General features: G+C 60.2%; 21 protein-coding genes. 13 read left to right on the forward strand and 8 right to left on the reverse strand.

Annotated features, from left to right (window positions below; genetic code table 11):
- Positions 1 to 89 precede the first annotated feature (89 nt).
- Both FHW68_RS10745 and dinG read right to left on the reverse strand, forming a co-directional pair.
- A complete protein-coding gene (locus tag FHW68_RS10745; RefSeq protein WP_183680352.1) occupies positions 90 to 2,585 on the reverse strand; it encodes a beta-galactosidase in 2,496 nt (831 codons plus the stop codon).
- A gap of 96 nt (positions 2,586 to 2,681) precedes the next feature.
- Positions 2,682 to 4,826, reverse strand: coding sequence for an ATP-dependent DNA helicase DinG (dinG, locus tag FHW68_RS10750; protein WP_183680354.1), 2,145 nt, complete (start codon positions 4,824 to 4,826; stop codon positions 2,682 to 2,684).
- 100 nt (positions 4,827 to 4,926) lie between these two features.
- Here dinG and FHW68_RS10755 point away from each other — a divergent pair, with 100 nt between their 5' ends.
- A complete protein-coding gene (locus FHW68_RS10755) occupies positions 4,927 to 5,385 on the forward strand; it encodes a CopD family protein (RefSeq protein ID WP_183680356.1) in 459 nt (152 codons plus the stop codon).
- A 111-nt stretch (positions 5,386 to 5,496) separates the two neighbouring features.
- Here the strand turns inward: FHW68_RS10755 and FHW68_RS10760 are convergent, their stop codons facing one another.
- From FHW68_RS10760 to FHW68_RS10775, 4 genes are all read right to left on the reverse strand, one after another.
- Entirely contained in the window at positions 5,497 to 6,255 is a 759-nt protein-coding gene (locus FHW68_RS10760) for a collagen-like protein (protein WP_183680358.1), read from the reverse strand.
- Positions 6,248 to 6,526 (reverse strand): DUF1145 domain-containing protein, encoded by a 279-nt coding sequence (locus tag FHW68_RS10765; RefSeq protein ID WP_095632411.1) that lies wholly within the window; start codon positions 6,524 to 6,526, stop codon positions 6,248 to 6,250. Before FHW68_RS10765 ends, FHW68_RS10760 begins: the two co-directional genes overlap by 8 nt.
- Before the next feature lie 148 nt (positions 6,527 to 6,674).
- On the reverse strand, positions 6,675 to 7,388 hold the full coding sequence (locus tag FHW68_RS10770; RefSeq protein WP_183680360.1) for an OmpA family protein: 714 nt from the start codon (positions 7,386 to 7,388) through the stop codon (positions 6,675 to 6,677).
- Positions 7,389 to 7,478: 90 nt separating this feature from the next.
- The gene (locus FHW68_RS10775) at positions 7,479 to 8,174 is read right to left on the reverse strand and encodes an OmpA family protein (protein WP_095632413.1); all 696 of its coding nucleotides are present in this window, start codon (positions 8,172 to 8,174) and stop codon (positions 7,479 to 7,481) included.
- A gap of 200 nt (positions 8,175 to 8,374) precedes the next feature.
- On the opposite strand from FHW68_RS10775, the gene FHW68_RS10780 reads away from it, so the two are divergent.
- The 4 genes from FHW68_RS10780 to FHW68_RS10795 all read left to right on the forward strand — a co-directional run bounded on the left by FHW68_RS10780 (position 8,375) and on the right by FHW68_RS10795 (position 10,125).
- A complete protein-coding gene (locus tag FHW68_RS10780) occupies positions 8,375 to 8,872 on the forward strand; it encodes a DUF6231 family protein (protein WP_095632414.1) in 498 nt (165 codons plus the stop codon).
- Between the two features lie 4 nt (positions 8,873 to 8,876).
- On the forward strand, positions 8,877 to 9,353 hold the full coding sequence (locus tag FHW68_RS10785; RefSeq protein ID WP_095632415.1) for a YchJ family protein: 477 nt from the start codon (positions 8,877 to 8,879) through the stop codon (positions 9,351 to 9,353).
- A 71-nt stretch (positions 9,354 to 9,424) separates the two neighbouring features.
- Entirely contained in the window at positions 9,425 to 9,910 is a 486-nt protein-coding gene (locus FHW68_RS10790) for an LEA type 2 family protein (RefSeq protein ID WP_183680362.1), read from the forward strand.
- A gap of 5 nt (positions 9,911 to 9,915) precedes the next feature.
- Complete coding sequence (locus FHW68_RS10795) at positions 9,916 to 10,125, forward strand: SEC-C metal-binding domain-containing protein (RefSeq protein ID WP_007906737.1); 210 nt, start codon at positions 9,916 to 9,918, stop codon at positions 10,123 to 10,125.
- 200 nt (positions 10,126 to 10,325) lie between these two features.
- Here FHW68_RS10795 and FHW68_RS10800 read toward each other — a convergent pair whose 3' ends face one another.
- On the reverse strand, positions 10,326 to 10,883 hold the full coding sequence (locus tag FHW68_RS10800) for a cysteine hydrolase family protein (protein ID WP_183680364.1): 558 nt from the start codon (positions 10,881 to 10,883) through the stop codon (positions 10,326 to 10,328).
- Positions 10,884 to 11,308: 425 nt separating this feature from the next.
- Between FHW68_RS10800 and FHW68_RS10805 the strand changes: the two genes are divergently transcribed.
- The 8 genes from FHW68_RS10805 (at position 11,309) to FHW68_RS10840 (ending at position 21,351) form a co-directional block, all read left to right on the forward strand.
- A complete protein-coding gene (locus tag FHW68_RS10805) occupies positions 11,309 to 13,759 on the forward strand; it encodes a penicillin acylase family protein (protein WP_183680366.1) in 2,451 nt (816 codons plus the stop codon).
- 319 nt (positions 13,760 to 14,078) lie between these two features.
- Positions 14,079 to 15,110, forward strand: coding sequence for a ligase-associated DNA damage response exonuclease (locus tag FHW68_RS10810; RefSeq protein ID WP_183680368.1), 1,032 nt, complete (start codon positions 14,079 to 14,081; stop codon positions 15,108 to 15,110).
- Positions 15,107 to 16,795, forward strand: coding sequence for an ATP-dependent DNA ligase (locus FHW68_RS10815; protein WP_095632419.1), 1,689 nt, complete (start codon positions 15,107 to 15,109; stop codon positions 16,793 to 16,795). Before FHW68_RS10810 ends, FHW68_RS10815 begins: the two co-directional genes overlap by 4 nt.
- A gap of 372 nt (positions 16,796 to 17,167) precedes the next feature.
- Positions 17,168 to 17,950 carry a transporter substrate-binding domain-containing protein gene (locus tag FHW68_RS10820; protein WP_095632420.1) on the forward strand — a complete coding sequence of 261 codons (783 nt, stop codon included), beginning with the start codon at positions 17,168 to 17,170 and terminating at the stop codon, positions 17,948 to 17,950.
- 56 nt (positions 17,951 to 18,006) lie between these two features.
- Entirely contained in the window at positions 18,007 to 18,735 is a 729-nt protein-coding gene (locus tag FHW68_RS10825; protein ID WP_095632421.1) for an ABC transporter permease, read from the forward strand.
- Entirely contained in the window at positions 18,732 to 19,442 is a 711-nt protein-coding gene (locus FHW68_RS10830; RefSeq protein WP_095632422.1) for an ABC transporter permease, read from the forward strand. The genes FHW68_RS10825 and FHW68_RS10830 overlap by 4 nt, the downstream gene beginning before the upstream one ends.
- Positions 19,443 to 19,454: 12 nt before the next feature.
- On the forward strand, positions 19,455 to 20,573 hold the full coding sequence (locus FHW68_RS10835) for a succinylglutamate desuccinylase/aspartoacylase family protein (protein ID WP_183680370.1): 1,119 nt from the start codon (positions 19,455 to 19,457) through the stop codon (positions 20,571 to 20,573).
- 13 nt (positions 20,574 to 20,586) lie between these two features.
- Positions 20,587 to 21,351, forward strand: coding sequence for an ABC transporter ATP-binding protein (locus tag FHW68_RS10840; RefSeq protein ID WP_095632424.1), 765 nt, complete (start codon positions 20,587 to 20,589; stop codon positions 21,349 to 21,351).
- Positions 21,352 to 21,482: 131 nt separating this feature from the next.
- Here the strand turns inward: FHW68_RS10840 and FHW68_RS10845 are convergent, their stop codons facing one another.
- On the reverse strand, positions 21,483 to 21,689 hold the full coding sequence (locus FHW68_RS10845; protein WP_095632425.1) for a hypothetical protein: 207 nt from the start codon (positions 21,687 to 21,689) through the stop codon (positions 21,483 to 21,485).
- Positions 21,690 to 21,704: the final 15 nt, after the last annotated feature.

Here is a 21,704-nt window from a genome sequence, read left to right on the forward strand (position 1 = left end):
GCCTGAATTTGCGGTGTATCTGTAAAAACATGGGGGCCGCTTCGCGCCCCAACGGGGGCAAGCCCCCTCGCCACAGGCGGTCTCAGCTATTAATGACCATTACTCGAATGCCCACCCGCATCGCCGGCACCTTGCTTGCCGCCCTCGCCTTCCTGGTTCCCGGCGGCTTTTTCCGCCTCGGCCCTGGCCTTCTCGGCCGCTTTGCCAAGTTGATCGACGGTCTGCAGATTGCTTTTGCGCACCGTGTCGACAAAGCCCTGGAACGGCAGATCAGTAATGCCCACCAGGCCGAAGTGACCGTTCTCGCCGTCCAGCAGGCGACCCGTCACCGGTTGATCGAGGTACTGGAACCAGTGCACCCCGACAATCGACGGTTCGCTCATCGCCTGTTTGAGGAAATTGGCGTAGGCCGGGCCACGGTCTTCTTCTTTCGCCAGTTGGGTCACGCCGCCCCAGAACGGGCCGCGATCTGTCGAACCGAAATTGAATTCAGTGATCAGCACCGGTTTGTCCAGGCTGCGCAGTCTGGCGAAGTCGTAACCGTCCTGGGGTTGCAGGGTGTACATATTGAAGCTCAGCACGTCGCAGTATTGCGCACAGGACTCGACGGCTTCCGGGGTGCTGACGGCAAAACGGCCACCCAGTAACAACTGGTTCGGCGCATGCCACTTGAGCGAGTCGGAGACGGTTTTGAAGTAGGTGTCGGCGAACACTTTCTGGAAGTATTTGAAGTCGGCTTCGATTTCCGGGTACTCGGCACTCGGTTGCGGCGGAACGAAGCCTGGGTCTTCCATCAATTCCCAAGCCGGCAGATCGATGCCCCAGGCTTTGGAAAGCCCCGCCTGATTGCGGTACTTGTCACGCAGCTGTTTGAGGAAGGCACGTTTGGCCGGCACATCGGTGGTCATTTTCAAGGTGCCGTAGGCCAGCGCGTAACGGGCCTTCGGGTCATCGCCGGGACCGGCCCAGGCCAGTTCGTTGTCGGCGAAGTAACCGATCAGCCACGGATCGTCGCGGTGGTCGCGGGCGGCGATGGCCACGGCGCGCTCGGTGGCCATGGCGAAACGCGGATCGAACGGATCGGGCATGCCGCCCCACCAATCAGTGCCGGTGCTGATGCTGGCGTAATCGCCGACGATCGACAGCGGCAAGGTGTATGGCACCCGGTCAGCATTGCCAAACACCGGGGCGCTCCAGTTACCGAGGGTGTTGAACCCCCAGGCTTGCAGGCGATCGAGGGTGTGACTGGCCCAACGCTTTTCGTCGAAAACCGCTTTGCAGGGTTCGGTGGCCGTTTGCTCGGCCGCCTTATCGACTGACGCTTCAACGGCGCCGGTCTTGGCCGCTTCGGCAACCCCGGCCGCGGATTCGGTTGCCACAGGATCGGCTGAGGGTGCGGCGGCCTTATCGGCCGTCGCCTCGACCGCATCGGCTTTGGCCGCTTCGGCGACACCGGCCTTGGTGTCGCTGCCCGGTGCACAAGGCTCGCCATAGAGGCGCTGCAGGTTGGCGCCATAGAAATCGTACCAGCGCCCGGCGTTGTAGGCTCGGCCCTGATCGGCGCCATTGCCGCCACGGTTGTCGCCTTCGCCGTAGTGGCTGGCAAGGGGCTCATCGGGTTGGGGCAGCGACTCGAACATCCATTCGCGACCGGCGACGTAGGTCTGGTTGACGTTCGGGGTCACCGTGTTGACGCCGAGAGAATAGAACGGATGCCCTTCCGGGGTCACCAGGTACCAGCGACCGTCACGTTTTTCGGTGCGGAAAAAGCCGCTGGCCTTGAATGCCAGGCCGTTGGTCCAGCCGCCGAACTTGTCCAGGGACTGCTTCTCGCGCTCGGCCAGCCAGGTTTTCAGTTGCTGCTGTTCTTTGGCCGCGGCGGATTTCAGTTGCTCGTCGCTGCTGACCTTCTCTGGCCATTTGGCCCGGGTCGATTGGCCGTAAGCGTCCACCAGGCCGCCATAAGCGGCCTTGGTGACAGCCTCGCCGTCCTGCACACCGAAGCGCTCAAGCAGGATGCTTTGGGCGACTTTGGGCTGATCCATCGACAAGGTCACTGACACCACTTGGCTGCGGTCCAGCTCACCGGCGCTGCTGGCCAGCAATACACGCTGGCCTTCGTAGTTGATCGGCATCGGCGGGCCGGCCTTCATGCCCTGGCTCAAAGGCGAACTCGGTTGCAGTGGCACCAACAGGGTTTGCGCCGGGCCGGCGGGCAGGTCTACGCGGCTGACCAGGGTTTTGCCGTCGTTACTCTGGATGGTTACGTTCAGGGTCACGGCCCAGTTCATCGCGCTCTGGATCCGCAGGCTCATGACGCCCGACTGCGACCAGTCCCAGGCACCGGTCTGCGGCGTCAGGCGCAAGGTCGGTCGCGCAGCCGGGTTGAAGGTCACGCGGCGCAGCACTTCGCCTTCGGCTGTTTGTTCGGCGTTGGACTGCGGCAGGCTGGCATCCTGGGTCGCCACCTGAACCACGTCGGCGGGACGCACAAAATTGAACAGCGTCTGCTGACCGGCAGGAGCCGCCAGCAAAGGGGCTGCGAACATCAGGGCAAAAACAGCGGGCAACGAACGGCGAATCATAGGAACGTGTTTCTCCCTAACGACCTTCAATAGGCCAGTGGAAAAGCATTGGCAGTGAGGTAGACAACGCGGTGGGCCAATTTGCCCACCGGCGTTTCAGGAAATTTCACGACGAAATGGCGGCAACGCATTGAGGATCGCTTTGCCGTAGCGCTGCGTGACCAGACGACGGTCGAGCAAAGTGATGGTGCCGCGGTCTTCTTCGGTCCGCAGCAAGCGACCGCAGGCCTGGACCAGTTTCAGCGAGGCATCTGGCACGGAGATTTCCATGAACGGATTGCCGCCACGGGCCTCGATCCATTCCGCCAGCGCCGCTTCGACCGGATCGTCGGGCACCGAGAACGGAATCTTGGCGATCACCACATGCTCGCAGTACGCACCGGGCAAATCCACGCCTTCGGCGAAACTCGCCAGGCCGAACAACACGCTGGAATCCCCGCCATCAACCCGCGCCTTGTGCTTGTTCAGGGTTTCCTGCTTCGACAGGTTGCCTTGAATGAACACTTGCTTGCGCCAGTCGCGATCCAGGCCGTCGAACACGTCCTGCATCTGTTTGCGAGAGGAGAACAGCACCAGGGTGCCGCGTGAACCTTCTACCAGTTGCGGCAGGTCGCGGATGATCGCTGCGGTGTGAGCCGGCGCATCACGCGGGTCGGCTTTGAGGTCTGGCACCCGCAGCACGCCGGCGTCGGCGTGATGGAACGGACTCGGGACCACGGCGGTCACGGCGGTTTTAGGCAGGCCCGCACGCATGCGGAAGCGGTCGAAGGTGCCGAGGGCAGTCAGGGTCGCCGAGGTCACCAGTGCCCCGTAAGCCACGTTCCACAGGTTGCGCCGGAGCATGTCCGCCGCGAGGATCGGGCTGGCATTGACCTCGATGTCGAACAGCGAACCGCTTTCGGCCAGGGTCAACCAACGGGCCATGGGCGGGTTGTCTTCCGGGTCTTCGACGGTGAAGGCGGTCCACAACTCCCAGTTGCCCGAAGAACGCGACAACAGGCTGCCAAACAGCGGATACCACTCTTCGGCCTGATTACTGGCGATGCCGATATTGACCTCGCCGTCCATGCCTTCCTTGAGCAGTTCGGTGAGCCGGGTAAACAAATCGGTCAGGCGGGCAAAGCCCTTCTTCAATTCAATGCCCATTTCGCGCATGTGTTCGGGAATCACCCCGCCGAGGAAACGGTGACGTGGCCGCTCGCGGCCTTCGACGTCTTCGCCGGGTTTGAACTCGGCGACTTGCTCGCAGGCGCTGAACATGAACTGCTGCTGGGTCTTGATCTCCCGGGCCAGCTCCGGCACCTGCTCGATCAACTTGCCCAGATCCCCCGGCAACGGGTGCTGGGCGAGTAATTTGGTGAGGTTCTTGGCAGTGGTTTCCAGCCAGTCGGCAGTGGAGCGCAGGCGCGTGTAATGCGCGAAGTGACCGATGGCCTTGTCCGGCAGGTGATGGCCTTCGTCGAACACGTAGATGGTGTCACGCGGGTCTGGCAGAACCGCACCACCGCCCAGGGCCAGGTCGGCCAGGACCATGTCGTGGTTGGTGACGATCACGTCGACCTTGCCCATGCCTTCGCGGGCCTTGTAGAAAGCGCACTGGCCGAAATTCGGGCAATGACGGTTGGTGCACTGGCTGTGATCGGTGGTCAGACGCGCCCAATCGGCGTCTTCCAGCGCGGTGGACCAACTGTCGCGATCGCCGTCCCACTTATTGCCGGCGAGCTTCTCGATCATGCTGGTGAACAGCTTCTGGCTGGCCTCATCGACTTCGATCTTGAAGCCTTCTTCTTCGAACAATTGCGCGGTAGCAGTCTGCGCGTGACCTTCCTGGAGCAACATATCCAGCTTGGACAGGCACATGTAGCGCCCGCGGCCCTTGGCCAGGGCGAAGCTGAAATTCAGCCCGCTGTTGCGCATCAGGTCGGGCAAATCCTTGTAGACGATCTGCTCTTGCAGGGCCACGGTGGCCGTGGCGATCACCAGACGCTTGCCGGCGGCCTTCGCGGCAGGGATGGCCGCCAGGCTGTAGGCCACGGTTTTGCCGGTGCCGGTGCCGGCTTCCACCGCGACAATCGCGGGGTCGCCACTGCGCCGGCCTTCGTCGTCGGTGTCGATGTCACCGAGGACTTTGGCAATTTCGGCGATCATCAGGCGTTGGCCGTAGCGCGGCTTGAGGCTCTTGGCTTCGAGAAAACGCGAATAGGCGCCCTGGATCGTGGTTTTGAGTTCGATGCTGATCATTGGTTGTCGGGGCGCAAAAAATGCTGGATAAATTTTCAGTGGTTCGGATCGGCCGCTATCATACCCCGCTAATCAATCCCGCGCAGAACGGAGTACCTCAATGACACCTTTTGGCATCGTTTATACCCTGCACGTCCTCGCTGCCCTGGTGTGGGTGGGCGGCATGTTTTTCGCCTGGATGGTCTTGCGCCCCGCGGCGATGAAGGCACTCGAAGGCCCTGCCCGGTTGAAGCTGTGGGTAGAAGTGTTTCAAGGTTTTTTCCGTTGGGTCTGGATCGCAGTGGTGCTTTTGCCGATCAGCGGTGTGGGCATGATTCATCTGCAGTTCGCCGGATTTGAAGCGGCGCCGCGGTATGTGCAGGTGATGATGGGGTTGTATGTGGTGATGACGGCGCTGTTCATCCGAATCCAGGCGTTGATGCTGCCGGAACTGCGCACGGCGGTGGCCGCTCAGGACTGGCCGACGGGTGCGGCGGTGCTGGGGAAGATTCGCCGGTTGGTGGGGATTAACCTGATGGTCGGGTTGGTGCTGGTGGCGATTGCGGCGGCGCGGCCGTGATCGTTCCCACGCTCTGCGTGGGAATGCCTCAAGGGACGCTCCGCGTCCAGTGACGCGGAGCGTCACGGGCTGCGTTCCCACGCAGAGCGTGGGAACGATCACTTGAGGGGTTTACAACCGCTGAATCGTCACTGAGCCCGCCACTCCCGCAGGCCCTGGCTGGCCGTCGATACCGGGGCGGCCGCTTTTGCCGCCATCGGCTTTATAGACGAAACAGCCCTTGGCCTTGCCGCCCGCCCCTGGTTTTCCACCGAGCCCTGCGGTACCACCTTCCCCGCCCGCAATCTCGACCTTGATCTGCTCAGCGGGGTAATCACGCGGCACTTGCAGCCGAACCAGCGCGCCTGGCGCTCCCGGCTGGCCATCACTGCCATTGCTGCCATCGGCGCCGCGACCGGCCTGGCCCCAGGTACAACCCGGTGCCTGACCATTAGCCCCATCGAGGCCGACAAAACCTGGAGCACCCGCGCCACCGCGAGCGTCTACCGACAATTGAGGCGCGTTCAATACTTTGATCTGCAAATCCAGATTGCGCCCGGAGCGAGCGGCCTTGAGGTATGTCCCCGGCGCGCCCCGTGCAGTGATCTGGCTGCCTTCAGCCAATTCGGCACGATTGATCTTCAATGCCAGAGCTTGTGCGCTCGGCACAATGGCGATCCGCGCATCCCGTCCCAGGTGCAACTCACCGACCGTGACTTCGGTCACATTCGAAGGAATCAGCAAGGTGCCGTAATCGGCGACTTCCAACCGTTCCAGTTGCAGGGTACTGGTGGTGTTGGGCAAGCGCATCAGCGAGTTGGTTTCGACGCTCACCACCTGTGCGCAGGCCAATGGGCTGATAAATGCAGCGAGCAGACAGAGTTTACGCATGGGAGGCCTTCGAAGCGGCCGGGGCCGGAATGGTTTGCAGGTGGAAAACGCCGAAAAAGACAATCTTCAGGCGATCGCGCCAAGGGTGGGCTCGACCTTTGAGGCTGCGGTTGCAGAACACCAGCTCCAGAAGATGAAGCCCGGCCAACACACTGCCTGCAAAATTGATCAACAGGTTAAATGGATGAACGAATGGCATGAGCAGATTGGCCAGCAACACCAACCAGAACAGCAGGGTCAACAACTTCCCCAGCCCCCAAAACACCTTCATACGCTCCCCCGTTGAGAATTATTCTTTGCGCGCACAGTAACGGCTTACAGGCGGGATAAGCCAGAGGGCAACAAAAAATTCTTCCCGAAGGTCGCAGATGGGCCGTCGGATCAACCCGCATCGTTGTCCGACAGCTCTATGACAAGGCTCAGCGATTGATGTGCAACTCCACGCGACGGTTTTGCGCCCGTCCTTCTTCCGTGTTGTTCTCGGCCACTGGCTGGCTTTCGCCCCGGCCTTCGCTGGTGAGTTTGTTGGGCGCGACGCCCTGGCTCAACAGGTAAGCCGCGACGCTGCTGGCACGACGTTCCGACAGTTTCTGGTTATAGGCGTCCGAACCCTGGCTGTCGGTATGACCGATGACTTTAATGCTCGCCACATCGGCGTTCTGCAGTTTGGCCATCAGCGAATCCAGCTCACTGCGCGCTTGCGGCATCAGCTCGGATTGGTTGTACGCGAACAACACGTTGCCGTTCAGGGTGATGACTTCGGAGACTGGAGGTTCAACAGGCTTCACGCTGGCCGGGTATTGCGGCAGCGGGCAACCGTGATGTTCGACAGGCGTATCGGCGGGCGTGTCGGGGCAGCGATCACGTCGATCGAAGACGCCATCATCGTCTTCATCGCCATCCTGGGCGTAGCAGATCAGGCCACCGGTCAGGATCCCGAGCGCAGCTCCTCCCGCTGCCCAGGCACTACTTTCAATCGCGCCCAAACCGCCGCCGACCAGTCCACCCATGACGCTGCAGATCGGCCAGGTACGTTGATTGAGGGGGGCGGTGCCATCGCTGCGAGTTGCACAACCGGTCAGAAGACTGCCCAGCAGCAGTACCGGTAAGACAGTCCTTGTGAGAACGCTCATTGTGAATGCTCCTGTGTCACCGGCCCATACCGGTCACACAGGAGTAAAGACCCGCATCCGCGACTGTACAAGCCGCGCAAAGGGAGAGGCCTAGCGGTTGATTTTGATTTCCGTGCGGCGGTTCATCGCACGGCCGTCAGCGGTTTTGTTATCGGCCACCGGCTGGCTTTCACCGGCACCGGTCACAGACACGAAACTGCTGCGTGGCACGCCTTGGTCAATCAGGTATTCCACCACTGAATGAGCGCGTCTATCCGACAGTTTCTGGTTGTAGGCATCGCTGCCGACGCTGTCGGTATGACCGGTGACAGTCAGTTGGGCGCTGGAGGATTCCTGTTTCAGGCGCGTGGCAATGGTGTTGAGTACGTCTTTATCGGCAGCCGTGAGCTTGGCCGAGTCGAACTGGAAGTGCACATCACGGATCACGATGACTTCTTCCTTGACCACTGCCACCTCCTCGACCACCGGCGCAGGCGCGGGCGGAGGGCAGCCGTTGGCATCGACCTGCACGCCTCGAGGCGTACCCGGGCACTTGTCGCGGCTGTCCGGTACGCCGTCGCCGTCTTCGTCGCCGTCACCATGCACCCAGCAATAAGCGGCTGCCGTGCCGCCAACCAGCAGCGCGCCATACCCCGCCCATGCCGAGCTTTCGGTCGCGCCGAGCCCTGCACCGATGACGCCACCGACCGCCGCACAGGACGGCCAGTCGGTTTTCTGCAAACCTGCGCAACCAGTCAACACACTGGTTAGCAGAACCAAGGGTAATGCTGTCCGAATTATGCTCATCTAGTTCTTCTCCTGAGGGATCGGCTTAAAACCGATTCCAGGAGTAAAGACCCGACTTTTAATCTCCGCCAGCAATAGGCCATTGCTGTTTTATCCTGTGTTCGCGGAAGATCGGCGCTTTTTGCCTAAACCCGCTAGAAGGGACGCTAGGCCCGGACGTTGGGGCAGGCTAATCTTGGCGCTCTGATTGAGGATCTTCGATGATTGCAGGTATTTCTTCGCGCACACCCCAGCAGGCGTTGGCCGCCTTGCTTGATCGTTATGCCCCGGCGCGTCTGCTGCTGATTGGCGCCAGCGAATTCCCCGCGCTAGAGGCATTCAAACTTGCGCACCCGGACAGCATCGTCGCCTGTGCGGCCCCTGGGCCACTGCCCGCCGACCTGGCGGCGCAACGGTTTGATCTGGCGCTGGTGGTCGATTGCCTCGAACATTTGCCCAAGCGCGACGGCCTGAATCTGCTCGGCGGGATACGCAACCTCAATGCCAGCCGCATTGCGGTGCTGGCTGACTTGCCCGCCTGCGGCTGGAAGGAGACGGACTTCTTCTCTCTGGCGTTGCAAGCCAGCGAACGCTTCCAGCGTGAAGATCAAGTACTGACGCTGTTTACCTACGATCTGCTTGACTATAAACAGGTGCCCGACTGGCTCAACTCACGCTTCTGGGCCAATCCGGAAAACTTCGGGAAATATTGGTGGTAACGCAATGAGTACATCCATTTGCCCTTGCGGCAGCGGCACGCCGCTCGATGCCTGCTGTGGCCATTACCATGCCGGCCATCCCGCCCCCAGCGCCGAAGTCTTGATGCGGTCGCGCTACAGCGCCTATGTACTGGGGCTGATCGACTATCTGGTGGCGACCACTCTGCCCGCACAACAGGCCGGCCTGGATCGTCAGTCGATCAGCGACTGGAGCGCCCAAAGCACCTGGCTGGGCCTGGAGGTCGAAAGCGCCGAAGTTTTCGGCGGTCAGCCGGAGCACGCTTTCGTCACCTTTACCGCTCGCTGGCACGACAGCAGCGGCGAACACAGCCATCGCGAACGCTCGTCATTCGTACAGAACGCCGGCCACTGGTACTTCATCGACCCCACCGTGTCACTCAAGGCCGGACGTAACGACGCGTGCCCGTGCGCCAGCGGGCAGAAGTTCAAGAAATGCTGCGCGAGTTACTTTGGCGCTTGAGGTGATCCCTGTACGTTCGCCTGTAGCAGCCTCGCAAGCTCGACAGCTGCTACGAGGGAGAAACACCGACCATGAACACCCGGCGGCGCGCAATACAGCTGTTCACCCTGTTCCTGTTTCTGGGGCTCGGTGGCTGTGCGTCGTGGTTCAGCGACGACCTGCCAGACCCGCAGGTGCATCTGGTCAAGGTCAAGGTGATCCGGGCCAATCTGCTGGAGCAAAAATTCCTGCTGCATTTTCGCGTCGATAATCCCAACGATCGCGACCTCACGGTGCGTGCCCTGGAATATCGCATTCACCTGGGGGATATATTGCTGGCCGAGGGTGAGCACGAACGCTGGTTTACGGTAGGCCCCAAACGCAGCGCTTATTTTAAAGTACCGATCCGCACCAACCTGTGGCCGAAAGTCCGGGACTTGGTGAAACTGCTGAAAAAAGCCGACCAACCAATCCCCTATCGGCTGGAAGGTGAGATGAAAACCGGTTTATTCATCGCGCACCACGTGCACCTGGCACGCAATGGCGTGATAATCGCCGCCGATTTAATTCCGGAGTAAGCCCGATGACCCAGCAACCTCATGTCCATGGCCCTGACTGCAACCACGATCATGACCATCACGATCACCATGATCACGACCATGGCCATGTCCACGGCCCGAACTGCGGCCACGCCCACCAGGAACCGGTGCGCAACGCCCTGAAAGACGTCGGCCGCAACGACCCTTGCCCATGCGGCAACGGCAAGAAATTCAAGAAGTGCCACGGCGCTTGATGCTTCGGGCGAAGATAATCTTCGCCTGTTGAATCGCTATCGCGGGCAAGCCTCGCTCCCACAGGGGTATCGTCGTTCACAGATTTCGCGTACGACACAATCTACTGTGGGAGCGGGCTTGCCCGCGATGACGGCGGCACATTCAATACAACTGTTTCAGTTAGATCCTCATCGCGGGCAAGCCCGCTCCCACAGGTTTTTTAGTCGGCCTGCAGAATTTTCGCGGTACTGACGACCGTCGCATACTCGCCATGCAAATTACCCAGCGACATCGCATGCACCTCCTCGGCTGAATGGGCATTGCCGAAAAAGTCCGCCTTGTCGAAGGTAAAGCACGCATCCTCGGCAACCCACGCTTCGAACCCCAGATTCCCGGCCGTTCGCGCCGTGGATTCCACCGAGTTGTGGGTCGCCACGCCAACGATGATTAACTGATCGATCCCCGCCTCGCGCAAACGTGCTTCCAGCCCCGTCGAACAAAACGCATCCGGCACCTGTTTCTGAATCAGCCATTCACCCATCGATGGCTGAAAACGCTCTTGAAATTCCACCCCCGATTGCTGCGGCCAGAACACTGAATCCTCTGAGCGGGACAGGTGCTGCACGTGAATCACCGGCCGCCCGGTTCGACGCCAATGCCCCAGCAGTTCCAGGATGCGCGCTTCGGCCTGAGGATTGTTTCGGCGGCCCAGCCTGGGATGCAGGATGCCTTTTTGTTGATCGATGATGATCAGCGCCGCGTTGGTCTTGAGCTCCATGCTGATTTTTCTCGTGCCGGGCCATTGAATTTCCCGCACTTCAGCATCACCTCCTCCCACTGGCAAGCCATCAACCGCAAACAGGACGACCTGATGCCGACGGTCGCTCTCCGTACCTGACGATGCTCGATCTGTATTACTGGCCCCCCCCAACGGCCACAAGATTTCGATATTCCTGGAAGAAGTCAATCCGCCTAAATCCTGAGGCCCTGCACTCTGATCGTTCCCATGCTCCGCGTGGGAATACCTCAACGGACGCTCCGCGTTCGGCGCTGAATGTGACGCAGAGCGTCACGGGCTGCATTCCCACGCAGAGCATGGGAACGATCACCGTAAAGAAATAACACCGCCGCCGCTTGCGCGGCTTCCTCCTGCTCACTAACGTAGCGCCTTTATTGCGTCACTACCCCCGCAGGAGCTTTGCCATGGCCTCGCCAGCCCTCTCACATTTTCTTCCCCGGTTCGGCGTTGCCGCAGCAGTGGCCGGTGTTTTAAGCCTGACCGGTTGTCAGACCTGGAACACTCAAGACACCCTCCTGCCGACTTCCGGTGTGCAACCGCTCAAGGGCCTGGCGCAAAACGTTTCGATTCGGCGCAATGCCATGGGCATGCCGCTGATCGAGAGCAATAGCTTCCACGATGCGCTGTTCAGCCTGGGCTACGTGCATGCCAGCGACCGCATCAACCAGATGGTCACTCTGCGTTTGCTGGCCCAGGGCCGTTTGGCGGAGATGTCCGGCGCGGACTTGCTTGACGCCGACCGCTACATGCGTGCGGTCAATCTGAAGAAAAGCGCGGGTGAGCTGTACAAGGCCTCTTCGCCGCGACTCAAGCGTTTCTTCGAAGTCTATGCCCGCGGGGTCAACGCCTACCTGTTCCGCTACCGCGACAAACTGCCTGCCGACCTCGCGGCCACTGGCTACAAGCCGGAATACTGGAAACCGGAAGATTCGGCGCTGATGTTCTGCCTGCTGAATTTCAGTCAATCGGCGAACCTGCCGGAAGAAATTGCCTCATTGATGCTGGCTCAGACAGTCAGCACCGACAAGCTGGCCTGGCTGACGCCGTCCGCTCCTGACGAAAAATTGCCGGTCGCCGAAGCGGAAAAACTTCAAGGCATCAAACTCAATGGGCAAATTCCAGGGCTGAGTGAAGTCAGCAAAGCCACCGCTCAACTGTCGAATCTGAACCTGCTGGGCGCCACGTCTTCCAATAACTGGGCGATAGCCCCGCAACGCAGTCGCAGTGGCAAAAGCCTGTTGGCCAGCGACATCCATGGACCGCTGGGCGTACCGTCGCTGTTCAGTTACGTGCAGATTCGCGCACCGAAATACCAGGCCTCCGGCGCGACCATTGCCGGGCTACCGATGGTACTCGGTGGTTTCAACGGCAAAGTTGCATGGAGCATGACCACGGTCATGGGCGACAACCAGGACCTGTTCCTGGAAAAAATCAAACGTCAGGGCAATGGTCTTTCCTACGAAGTCAGCGGCAAATGGCAGCCGGCGATCGTGCGCAACGAAACCTATTTCATCAAAGGCCAGAAGCCGATTCGCGAAGCGGTGTACGAAACCCGCCACGGGTCGCTGCTCAACAGCGCCCAAGGCAGTGCACTGGCGAATGGTTTCGGCCTGGCCTTGCAGATGCCCAACTTCACCGACGACAAAACCCTGGACGCGTTTTTCGACCTGTCCCGAGCGCAGAGCGTGGAGAAAGCCTCGGACGCCAGCCGCGAAATCCGCGCCATCGCCCTGAATCTGGTGTTTGCCGATGCCAGCAATATCGGCTGGCAAGTTACCGGGCGTTACCCGAACCGTCGCGAAGGCGAAGGTTTGCTGCCGTCGCCGGGCTGGGAAGGTCGCTTCGACTGGGACGGTTACGCCGACCCGATGCTCCATCCCTATGACCAGGACCCGGCTCATGGCTGGCTCGGCACCGCCAACCAGCGGGTCATCCCCCATGGCTACGGCATGCAGCTGTCCAATTCCTGGTCGGCGCCGGAGCGCGGCGAACGCATGACTGAGCTGGCGGGCGTGGGCAAACACGACACGCGTAGCCTGATTGCCATGCAATACGACCAGACCACCACCTTCGCTGCCAAGCTGAAGAAGATGTTTGAAGCGCCGGGCATGTCCCAGCCCCTCAAGCACGCCATCGAAGCATTGCCGGTGGCCGATCGCGGCAAGGCTCGTGAGGCCTATACACGCTTGATGGCCTTCGACGGCAAACTCAGCCCGACCTCTGCCGACGCGGCGATCTACGCGCTATTCCTGCAGCAAAGCACCCAGCAGATTTTCCTCGATGAACTGGGCCCGGAAAGCAGCCCGGCGTGGAAAGCCTTTATCGCCAATGGCAAGTTGTCTTACGCGGCGCAGGCCGATCATCTGCTGAGCCGTGAGGACAGTCCGTTCTGGGACGACTCGCGCACAGCGCAGAAAGAAGACAAGCCGACGATCCTCGCCCGTAGCCTGGCGGCCGCGATCAGCGCGGGTGACAGCCAGTTGGGTGGCGATCACAAAGCCTGGCAGTGGGGAAAACTGCACCGCTACGAGTGGAAGAACGCCAGCGGCCAGACCGTGCGCGGTCCACTGGCCGCCGGTGGCGATCACACCACACTCAACACCGCGGCGTTCACCTGGGGTCAGGACTTCAACACCACGCTGGCGCCAGCCATGCGCTTTATCGTCGACTTCGGCCAGGCCGAACCGCTGATGGGCCAGAACGGTACCGGCCAGTCCGGCAACCCGGCCAGCGCCCACTATCTCGATAGCGTCGAGCCTTGGCTCAAGGGGCAATATATGAGCCTGCCGATGCAGCCACAGAACTTCGACAAGGTGTATGGCAAGACGCGGTTGACGCTGACGCCTGGCAAGTAACCTGGAGTGGGACCGGGTCGGCTCGCGAAAGCATGCTGTCGGTCCCACTGCTGCTGAAAATCCATTGTGGCGAGGGAGCTTGCTCCCGCTCGACTGCGCAGCAGTCGCAATACAGACGCCTGTGTTCTAACTGGATCTGCGCGGCGGTAGATTCGGGGCCGCTGCGCGCCCCAGCGGGAGCAAGCTCCCTCGCCACAGGTGCGATATCCCTCGCTAAAAAAGCGGCCTGTTTAACGCCTCCATTCTTCCCGAAAATAAATCGAACTTCTCGTTTCGCGCAAACCTCCTAGCTAACAGGCCTCTCCATTTGGGTAACAACATGGACCTTGTTATCGCTCGTCCTGAAGGTTTGTACTGTCCGCCCGGTGATTTCTATATCGACCCGTGGCGCCCGGTCGAACGCTCGATCATCACCCACGCCCACAGCGACCATGCTCGCCATGGCAATCGACATTATCTGGCCGCGGCGCCGGGTGCAGGCATTTTGCGTGCGCGTCTGGGCCAGGACATCAGCCTGCAAACCTTGCCTTATGGCGAGCCGTTACTGCATCGCGGTGTAACACTGAGTTTTCACCCCGCAGGCCATGTGCTCGGCTCTGCCCAGGTGCGTCTGGAATATGGCGGAGAAGTCTGGGTCGCCTCAGGGGATTACAAGACCGAGCCCGATGGCACCTGTGCGCCGTTCGAACCGGTGCGTTGCCACACCTTCATCACGGAATCGACGTTCGGCCTGCCGATTTACCGCTGGCAACCCCAGGCGCAGATCTTTGCCGAGATCAATCAGTGGTGGCGGGCCAATGCGGCGGTCGACAGAACCAGCGTGCTGTTTTGCTATGCCTTCGGCAAGGCCCAGCGGATTCTCCACGGCATCGATGCCAGCCTGGGCCCCATTCTGGTCCATGGCGCGGTTGAGCCCATCAATTGGATTTATCGCCAGAGCGGCATTTATTTACCGCCAGCAATCTATGCCGGCGACGTTAAAAAGCATGACCCGATGATGCGCAAGGCCTTGGTCCTCGCGCCTCCTTCGGCGGGTGCCAGCCCTTGGGTACGGCGTTTCGGTGATTACAGCGACGGCTTTGCCAGCGGCTGGATGCGCTTGCGCGGTACACGGCGCCGGCGCAATGTGGACCGCGGCTTTGTGTTATCGGATCACGCCGACTGGCCCGGCCTGCTTTGGGCCATCGAACAAACCGGAGCCGAACGCGTGATCGTCACCCACGGTTCGATCGGGGTATTGGTGCGCTATCTGCGCGAACAAGGCCTCGATGCCAAGAGTTTCAGCACCGAATATGGCGATGATGAAGAAATCGCAGTCCTCGAGCCCGAGAGCGCGGAGGTGCTGGCATGAAAGCCTTCGCCGAGTTGTATGCCGAACTCGACGCCACCACCTCAAGCAATGCCAAACTGGCGGCGATGCAGAGCTATTTCGCCCAGGCCGCGCCCGAGGATGCCGCCTGGGCGGTGTACTTTCTGTCCGGTGGGCGACCTCGACAATTGGTGCCGGTACGAATACTGCGGGAAATGGCCACAGCGTTTTCCGGGCTCTCACCCTGGTTGTTCGAAGAAAGTTATCAGGCCGTCGGTGATCTGGCGGAAACCATTTCGCTGGTGCTGCCCGAAATGCCCCACACCTCGACCGATGGCCTGGCCGTGTGGATTGAAGACAAACTGCTGCCACTGCGTAACGCGCCCCCGCTGACCCTCGCCGAATGCTTGCCTGCCTTGTGGGCACAACTGGATCGCCAGAGCCTGATGCTGTGCATCAAACTGATTACCGGCAGTTTCCGTGTCGGGGTCTCCAAATTGCTGGTTACCCGCGCCTTGGCGGCGATGGCCGGGCTCGACAGCAAACGCGTGGCCCAGCGGCTGGTGGGTTACACCGACTTGTCTAACCGCCCAAGCGCCGCCAGTTACCTGAAGCTGATCGCTCCCGAGTCACCTAATGAGCATGCCCAACGGGATGGTCAGCCATACCCGTTTTTCCTCGCCCATGCGTTATCGAACCCGGTCGAACAGTTCGAAACCCTGCTTGGACCTGCCAGCCGATGGCAAGTGGAATGGAAGTGGGACGGCATCCGCGCGCAAGTGGTCAAGCGTGACGGGCGTTTGTGGGTATGGTCCCGTGGTGAAGAATTGGTGAGCGACCGTTTCCCCGAACTGGACAGCCTGGTTCACGACTTGCCCGACGGGACAGTGATTGACGGTGAAATCGTGGCCTGGAAAGCCGCACAACCACGCACCGAGGACGCCTTCGACCCGCAATCGCCGTCGTCACCTTCCGTGCAACCCTTCGCTCTGTTGCAACAACGGATCAGCCGCAGGACGCTGAGCAAGAGAATCCTCGATGAGGTGCCCGTGGTGATCATGGCCTATGACCTGCTGGAATGGCAGGGTGAGGATTGGCGTAACCAGACTCAAGCCACACGCCGTACTCAACTGGAACAATTGATCAAAACCTGTGCAAACCCGGTGTTACTGAGCTCGCCCGTGCTGAGCGGCGAAAACTGGTTCGACCTCGCCCGCCAACGGGAAGCCTCCCGCAAATTGGGCGTCGAAGGCATGATGCTCAAGGCCCGCGATGCGCTGTATGGCGTCGGGCGGACCAAGGACATGGGTGTGTGGTGGAAATGGAAAGTCGACCCGTTCAGCGTCGATGCGGTGCTGATCTACGCCCAGCAAGGCCATGGTCGCCGGGCCAGTCTCTACACTGATTACACCTTCGCGGTATGGGACGGTCCACCCTCTGCCCGCGAACGCACGCTGGTGCCATTCGCCAAGGCCTACTCCGGATTGACTGATGAAGAAATGCGTCAGGTCGACGGCATCGTACGCAAGACCACCGTGGAAAAATTCGGACCGGTGAGCAGTGTGAAACCGACGTTGGTGTTTGAGCTGGGATTCGAGGGTATTGCCCTGTCGAAGCGGCACAAGAGCGGGATTGCAGTACGGTTTCCGAGAATGTTGCGTTGGCGGCAGGACAAGTCGGTGGAGGACGCTGACAATTTGGCGACGTTGCAGGATTTGCTCGCCTGACCTGATTTCGCTGAGCTGATCTTTGTAGCAGCTGGCGAAGCCTGCGTTCGGCTGCGCAACAGTCGTGAAACCAGAACTTGCGGTGTAATCAGGCAGACCGCATTGGACTTACGACTGCTGCGCAGCCGAACGCAGCCTCGCAGGCTCGACAGCTGCTACAGGCCCCTCACCCTTCTGCGCACCACCCTGGCGCAGGAGTCTGGCGATGCCCGTTTTCGTGCATAAAACCCCGCGTAGCCACTTCTTGTATTACCTTTTAAACGCTTGTTCGGGAGTCTGGTTCGGAAATTGCTACTTTTAATAGGTCTTACGCTTTCCAGTAACAGTACTTCTGCGCCACAAGCGCTCATATTGGTTCTTAGGGATTGAATAATGAAAAAAGCATTGCTGACCCTTTCTGCACTGGCGTTGTGCGTGGCTGCCGGTTCCGCGCTGGCCAAGGAATACAAAGAATTGCGTTTTGGCGTTGACCCTTCTTACGCGCCGTTCGAGTCCAAAGCAGCCGACGGTAGCCTGGTAGGCTTCGACATCGACCTGGGCAATGCGATCTGTGCCGAGCTGAAGGTCAAGTGCAAATGGGTCGAAAGCGATTTCGACGGCATGATTCCGGGCTTGAAAGCCAATAAATTCGACGGTGTGATCTCTTCGATGACCGTCACGCCGGCCCGCGAAAAAGTCATCGACTTCTCCGACGAGCTGTTCTCCGGCCCAACCGCTTACGTGTTCAAGAAAGGTTCCGGCCTGAGCGAAGATGTCGCTTCGCTGAAGGGCAAGACCGTCGGCTACGAGCAAGGCACTATCCAGGAAGCCTACGCCAAGGCCGTGCTGGACAAGGCAGGCGTGAAAACCCAGGCCTATCAGAACCAGGATCAGGTGTATTCCGACCTGACTTCCGGCCGTCTTGACGCTGCAATCCAGGACATGTTGCAAGCCGAACTGGGCTTCTTGAAGTCGCCAAAGGGCGAAGGCTACGAAGTCAGCAAACCTGTGGACAGCGAACTGCTGCCATCCAAAACGGCGATCGGTATTAAGAAAGGTAACACCGAGCTGAAAGCGCTTTTGAATAAAGGTATCAAAGCGTTACACGACGATGGCACCTACGCCACCATTCAGAAGAAACACTTTGGCGATCTGAATCTGTACAGCGGCAAATAATGCCCGGCGCCCATCTCGCGATGGGCGCTTTTTTTATCCGATCAGGTTGCTGATTTATGTTTGAAAACCTATTACAAAGCCTGGGGCTTTCAGCCTTCAGCCTTCAGGGCTTCGGCCCATTGCTGATGGAAGGCACCTGGATGACCATCCAATTAGCGGTGTTGTCACTGTTGCTGGCGGTATTGCTCGGCCTGCTCGGTGCCAGTGCCAAACTGTCAAAAGTCAAACTGATGCGCATACCGGCTCAGCTCTACACCACGCTGATTCGCGGGGTGCCCGACCTGGTGCTGATGCTGCTGATTTTCTACAGCCTGCAAACCTGGCTGACCTCGTTTACCGATTTCATGGAATGGGAATACATTGAAATCAACCCCTTCAGCGCCGGGGTCATCACCCTGGGCTTCATTTATGGCGCGTACTTCACTGAAACGTTTCGCGGAGCGATTCTCGCCGTACCGCGAGGCCAGGTCGAAGCCGCCACGGCCTATGGCCTCAAACGCGGTCAGCGTTTTCGTCTCGTGGTGTTCCCGCAAATGATGCGCTTCGCCTTGCCGGGCATCGGTAACAACTGGATGGTAATGCTCAAGGCCACCGCGCTGGTCTCGATCATCGGCCTCGCCGATCTGGTCAAGGCCGCGCAGGACGCCGGTAAAAGTACTTATCAACTGTTCTACTTCCTGGTGCTTGCCGCATTGATCTACCTGCTGATCACTAGCGCCTCCAATGTCGTCCTGCGCTGGCTCGAACGCCGCTACGCCGCCGGTTCCCGGGAGGCCGTCCGATGATCGAACTCTTGCAGGAATACTGGAGACCCTTCCTTTATACCGATGGCAACAACATCACGGGCCTGGCCATGACCCTGTGGCTGCTCAGCGCGTCGCTCTTCATCGGCTTTGTGGTCTCGATCCCGCTGTCTATCGCCAGGGTTTCGCCCAAAATTTATATCCGCTGGCCGGTGCAGTTTTACACCTATCTGTTCCGGGGCACGCCGCTGTATATCCAGCTGCTGATTTGCTACACCGGCATCTACAGCCTGGCCTCCGTACGTGCCCAGCCAGTCCTCGATGCATTTTTTCGCGATGCGATGAACTGCACGATCCTGGCCTTCGCCCTGAACACCTGCGCCTACACCACGGAGATTTTCGCCGGGGCGATTCGCAGCATGGCGCATGGTGAAGTCGAAGCGGCCAAGGCCTACGGTCTGTCTGGCTGGAAGCTCTACGCCTACGTGATCATGCCGTCGGCCCTGCGTCGCTCGTTGCCTTATTACAGCAACGAAGTGATTCTGATGCTGCACTCGACCACCGTGGCGTTCACCGCGACTATCCCGGATGTCTTGAAAGTCGCTCGCGATGCGAACTCTGCGACCTTCATGACATTCCAGTCATTCGGCATCGCCGCGCTGATCTACCTGACCGTTACCTTTGCGCTGGTCGGCCTGTTCCGCCTCGCCGAACGCCGATGGCTGGCCTTCCTCGGGCCGACTCACTAGGACAACTCGCACATGCGCCACCAGATTCATGACCTGCTGGCCCCGCTGCCGGGGACCGTGCGACAGATTCACAGTTTCCACTTCGGGCCGTCGTCGGCCAAAGGCAAGATTTACATTCAGTCCTCTCTGCATGCCGATGAATTGCCCGGCATGTTAGTGGCCTGGCACCTCAAGCGTCGCCTGGCGGAGCTGGAAGCCGCCGGCCATTTGCGCAGTGAGATCGTGCTGGTGCCCGTGGCCAACCCGGTCGGCCTGGAACAGGTGTTGATGGACGTTCCACTGGGCCGCTACGAGCTGGAAAGCGGGCAGAACTTCAATCGCTGGTTCGTCGACTTGAGTGAAGAAGTCGGCAACGCGATCGAAGGCCTGCTCGGCGACGATCCGCAACGCAACCTCGAACTGATCCGGGACAGCCTGCGCACGGCATTGGCGCGGCAGACCGCAGGCACTCAATTGCAATCCCAGCGCCTGACCCTGCAACGGCTGGCCTGCGATGCCGACATGGTGCTGGACCTGCATTGCGATTTCGAAGCCGTGGCGCACCTTTACACCACGCCCGAGGCCTGGCCGCGGGTCGAGCCACTGGCGCGCTATATCGGTTCCGAAGCCAGCCTGCTAGCTACCGATTCGGGTGGCCAATCGTTCGACGAGTGCTTCACCTTGCTCTGGTGGCAGTTGAAAGAGCGTTTCGGCGAGCAATTCGAAATTCCGCTGGGCAGCTTTTCAGTGACCGTCGAATTGCGTGGCCAAGGTGACGTCAATCACCCGCTGGCCAGCCTCGATTGCCAGGCGCTGATCGATTATCTGATTCATTTCGGCGCGATCGCCGGTGAGCCGGCGCCATTGCCCGAACTATCCTACCCGGCGACACCGCTGGCCGGCGTCGAACCGGTCGCGACCCCGGTGGGCGGGTTGCTGGTGTTTTCGGCCCTGCCCGGGGAATACCTGGAGGCCGGCCAACTGATTGCCGAAATCATCGACCCGATCAATGATCGCGTCACTCCTGTTCATTGCACCGCCGCCGGGCTGATGTATGCCCGTTCGTTGCGGCGCATGGCCACTGCCGGCATGGTGATCGCCCACGTCGCGGGCACCGAAGCCTATCGCAGCGGCTATTTACTTTCGCCTTGAGGATGCATGCCCCATGTACAAACTGACCATTGAAGGCCTGCATAAAAGCTATGGCGATCATCAGGTGCTCAGAGGCGTTTCGCTCAAGGCCAGAACCGGCGACGTCATCAGCCTGATCGGCGCCAGCGGCTCGGGTAAAAGCACCTTTTTGCGTTGCATCAACTTTCTTGAACAACCCAACGATGGCGCCATGAGCCTGGATGGCCAGACGATCCGCATGATCCACGACCGTCATGGCATGCACGTGGCCGATGCCGATGAACTGCAGCGGATTCGCACCCGCCTGGCCATGGTGTTCCAGCACTTCAACCTGTGGAGCCACATGACGGTGCTGGAAAACATCACCATGGCCCCGCGCCGAGTGCTCGGCTGCAGCAAGCAAGAGGCCGAAGACCGTGCCCGACGTTACCTCGACAAGGTTGGTCTGGCGGCGCGCGTAGCGGATCAATACCCGGCCTTCCTGTCAGGTGGCCAGCAACAACGGGTTGCCATTGCCCGTGCACTGGCCATGGAACCGGAAGTCATGCTGTTCGATGAACCGACCTCGGCGCTCGACCCGGAACTGGTGGGCGAAGTGCTCAAGGTGATCCAGGGCCTGGCCGAAGAAGGCCGGACCATGATCATGGTCACCCACGAAATGAGCTTCGCGCGCAAGGTATCGAGTCAGGTGCTGTTCCTGCACCAGGGGCTGGTGGAAGAGGAAGGTGCGCCGGAAGACGTGCTGGGCAACCCGAAGAGCGAGCGGCTGAAGCAGTTCCTCAGCGGCAACCTCAAGTAACCCCTTGCACTGCCCCTTTCAGGAGCGAGGCTTGCCCGCGAAGACGTAGGCACATCCAGCATCGATGCGGCTGAAAAGCCGCTTTCGCGGGCAAGCCTCGCTCCTACAGAAATCAGCTTGTCCCAGAGGTATCAGGCCACAGGCGCGGGCGGTGGCTTATCCGGCACAGTGGGCTCTCCGGGCTCTTTTGGCTCTTCATTGGGCGTGTCAGGATCAGGCTGAGTGGGGATGCCCCCTGCCATGACGGGCGGATGCGCCAACAAGGACCAGGCCAGCACGCCAACCTGATTGGGCTCAAGCCTTGCCAGTTCGGCACTTATTCGCGGATCGATCTTCATGAAGCACTCCTGAGC

It is taken from the genome of Pseudomonas sp. Tn43, assembly GCF_014192635.1.
Taxonomy (GTDB): Bacteria; Pseudomonadota; Gammaproteobacteria; order Pseudomonadales; family Pseudomonadaceae; genus Aquipseudomonas.

Bases quoted from the DNA above. Each gene is read 5' to 3' on its own strand.
- FHW68_RS10745 (WP_183680352.1), bottom strand. From the start codon at position 2,585: ATGATTCGCCGTTCGTTGCCCGCTGTTTTTGCCCTGATGTTCGCAGCC.
- dinG (WP_183680354.1), bottom strand. From the start codon at position 4,826: ATGATCAGCATCGAACTCAAAACCACGATCCAGGGCGCCTATTCGCGT.
- FHW68_RS10755 (WP_183680356.1), top strand. From the start codon at position 4,927: ATGACACCTTTTGGCATCGTTTATACCCTGCACGTCCTCGCTGCCCTG.
- FHW68_RS10760 (WP_183680358.1), bottom strand. From the start codon at position 6,255: ATGCGTAAACTCTGTCTGCTCGCTGCATTTATCAGCCCATTGGCCTGC.
- FHW68_RS10765 (WP_095632411.1), bottom strand. From the start codon at position 6,526: ATGAAGGTGTTTTGGGGGCTGGGGAAGTTGTTGACCCTGCTGTTCTGG.
- FHW68_RS10770 (WP_183680360.1), bottom strand. From the start codon at position 7,388: ATGAGCGTTCTCACAAGGACTGTCTTACCGGTACTGCTGCTGGGCAGT.
- FHW68_RS10775 (WP_095632413.1), bottom strand. From the start codon at position 8,174: ATGAGCATAATTCGGACAGCATTACCCTTGGTTCTGCTAACCAGTGTG.
- FHW68_RS10780 (WP_095632414.1), top strand. From the start codon at position 8,375: ATGATTGCAGGTATTTCTTCGCGCACACCCCAGCAGGCGTTGGCCGCC.
- FHW68_RS10785 (WP_095632415.1), top strand. From the start codon at position 8,877: ATGAGTACATCCATTTGCCCTTGCGGCAGCGGCACGCCGCTCGATGCC.
- FHW68_RS10790 (WP_183680362.1), top strand. From the start codon at position 9,425: ATGAACACCCGGCGGCGCGCAATACAGCTGTTCACCCTGTTCCTGTTT.
- FHW68_RS10795 (WP_007906737.1), top strand. From the start codon at position 9,916: ATGACCCAGCAACCTCATGTCCATGGCCCTGACTGCAACCACGATCAT.
- FHW68_RS10800 (WP_183680364.1), bottom strand. From the start codon at position 10,883: ATGGAGCTCAAGACCAACGCGGCGCTGATCATCATCGATCAACAAAAA.
- FHW68_RS10805 (WP_183680366.1), top strand. From the start codon at position 11,309: ATGGCCTCGCCAGCCCTCTCACATTTTCTTCCCCGGTTCGGCGTTGCC.
- FHW68_RS10810 (WP_183680368.1), top strand. From the start codon at position 14,079: ATGGACCTTGTTATCGCTCGTCCTGAAGGTTTGTACTGTCCGCCCGGT.
- FHW68_RS10815 (WP_095632419.1), top strand. From the start codon at position 15,107: ATGAAAGCCTTCGCCGAGTTGTATGCCGAACTCGACGCCACCACCTCA.
- FHW68_RS10820 (WP_095632420.1), top strand. From the start codon at position 17,168: ATGAAAAAAGCATTGCTGACCCTTTCTGCACTGGCGTTGTGCGTGGCT.
- FHW68_RS10825 (WP_095632421.1), top strand. From the start codon at position 18,007: ATGTTTGAAAACCTATTACAAAGCCTGGGGCTTTCAGCCTTCAGCCTT.
- FHW68_RS10830 (WP_095632422.1), top strand. From the start codon at position 18,732: ATGATCGAACTCTTGCAGGAATACTGGAGACCCTTCCTTTATACCGAT.
- FHW68_RS10835 (WP_183680370.1), top strand. From the start codon at position 19,455: ATGCGCCACCAGATTCATGACCTGCTGGCCCCGCTGCCGGGGACCGTG.
- FHW68_RS10840 (WP_095632424.1), top strand. From the start codon at position 20,587: ATGTACAAACTGACCATTGAAGGCCTGCATAAAAGCTATGGCGATCAT.
- FHW68_RS10845 (WP_095632425.1), bottom strand. From the start codon at position 21,689: ATGAAGATCGATCCGCGAATAAGTGCCGAACTGGCAAGGCTTGAGCCC.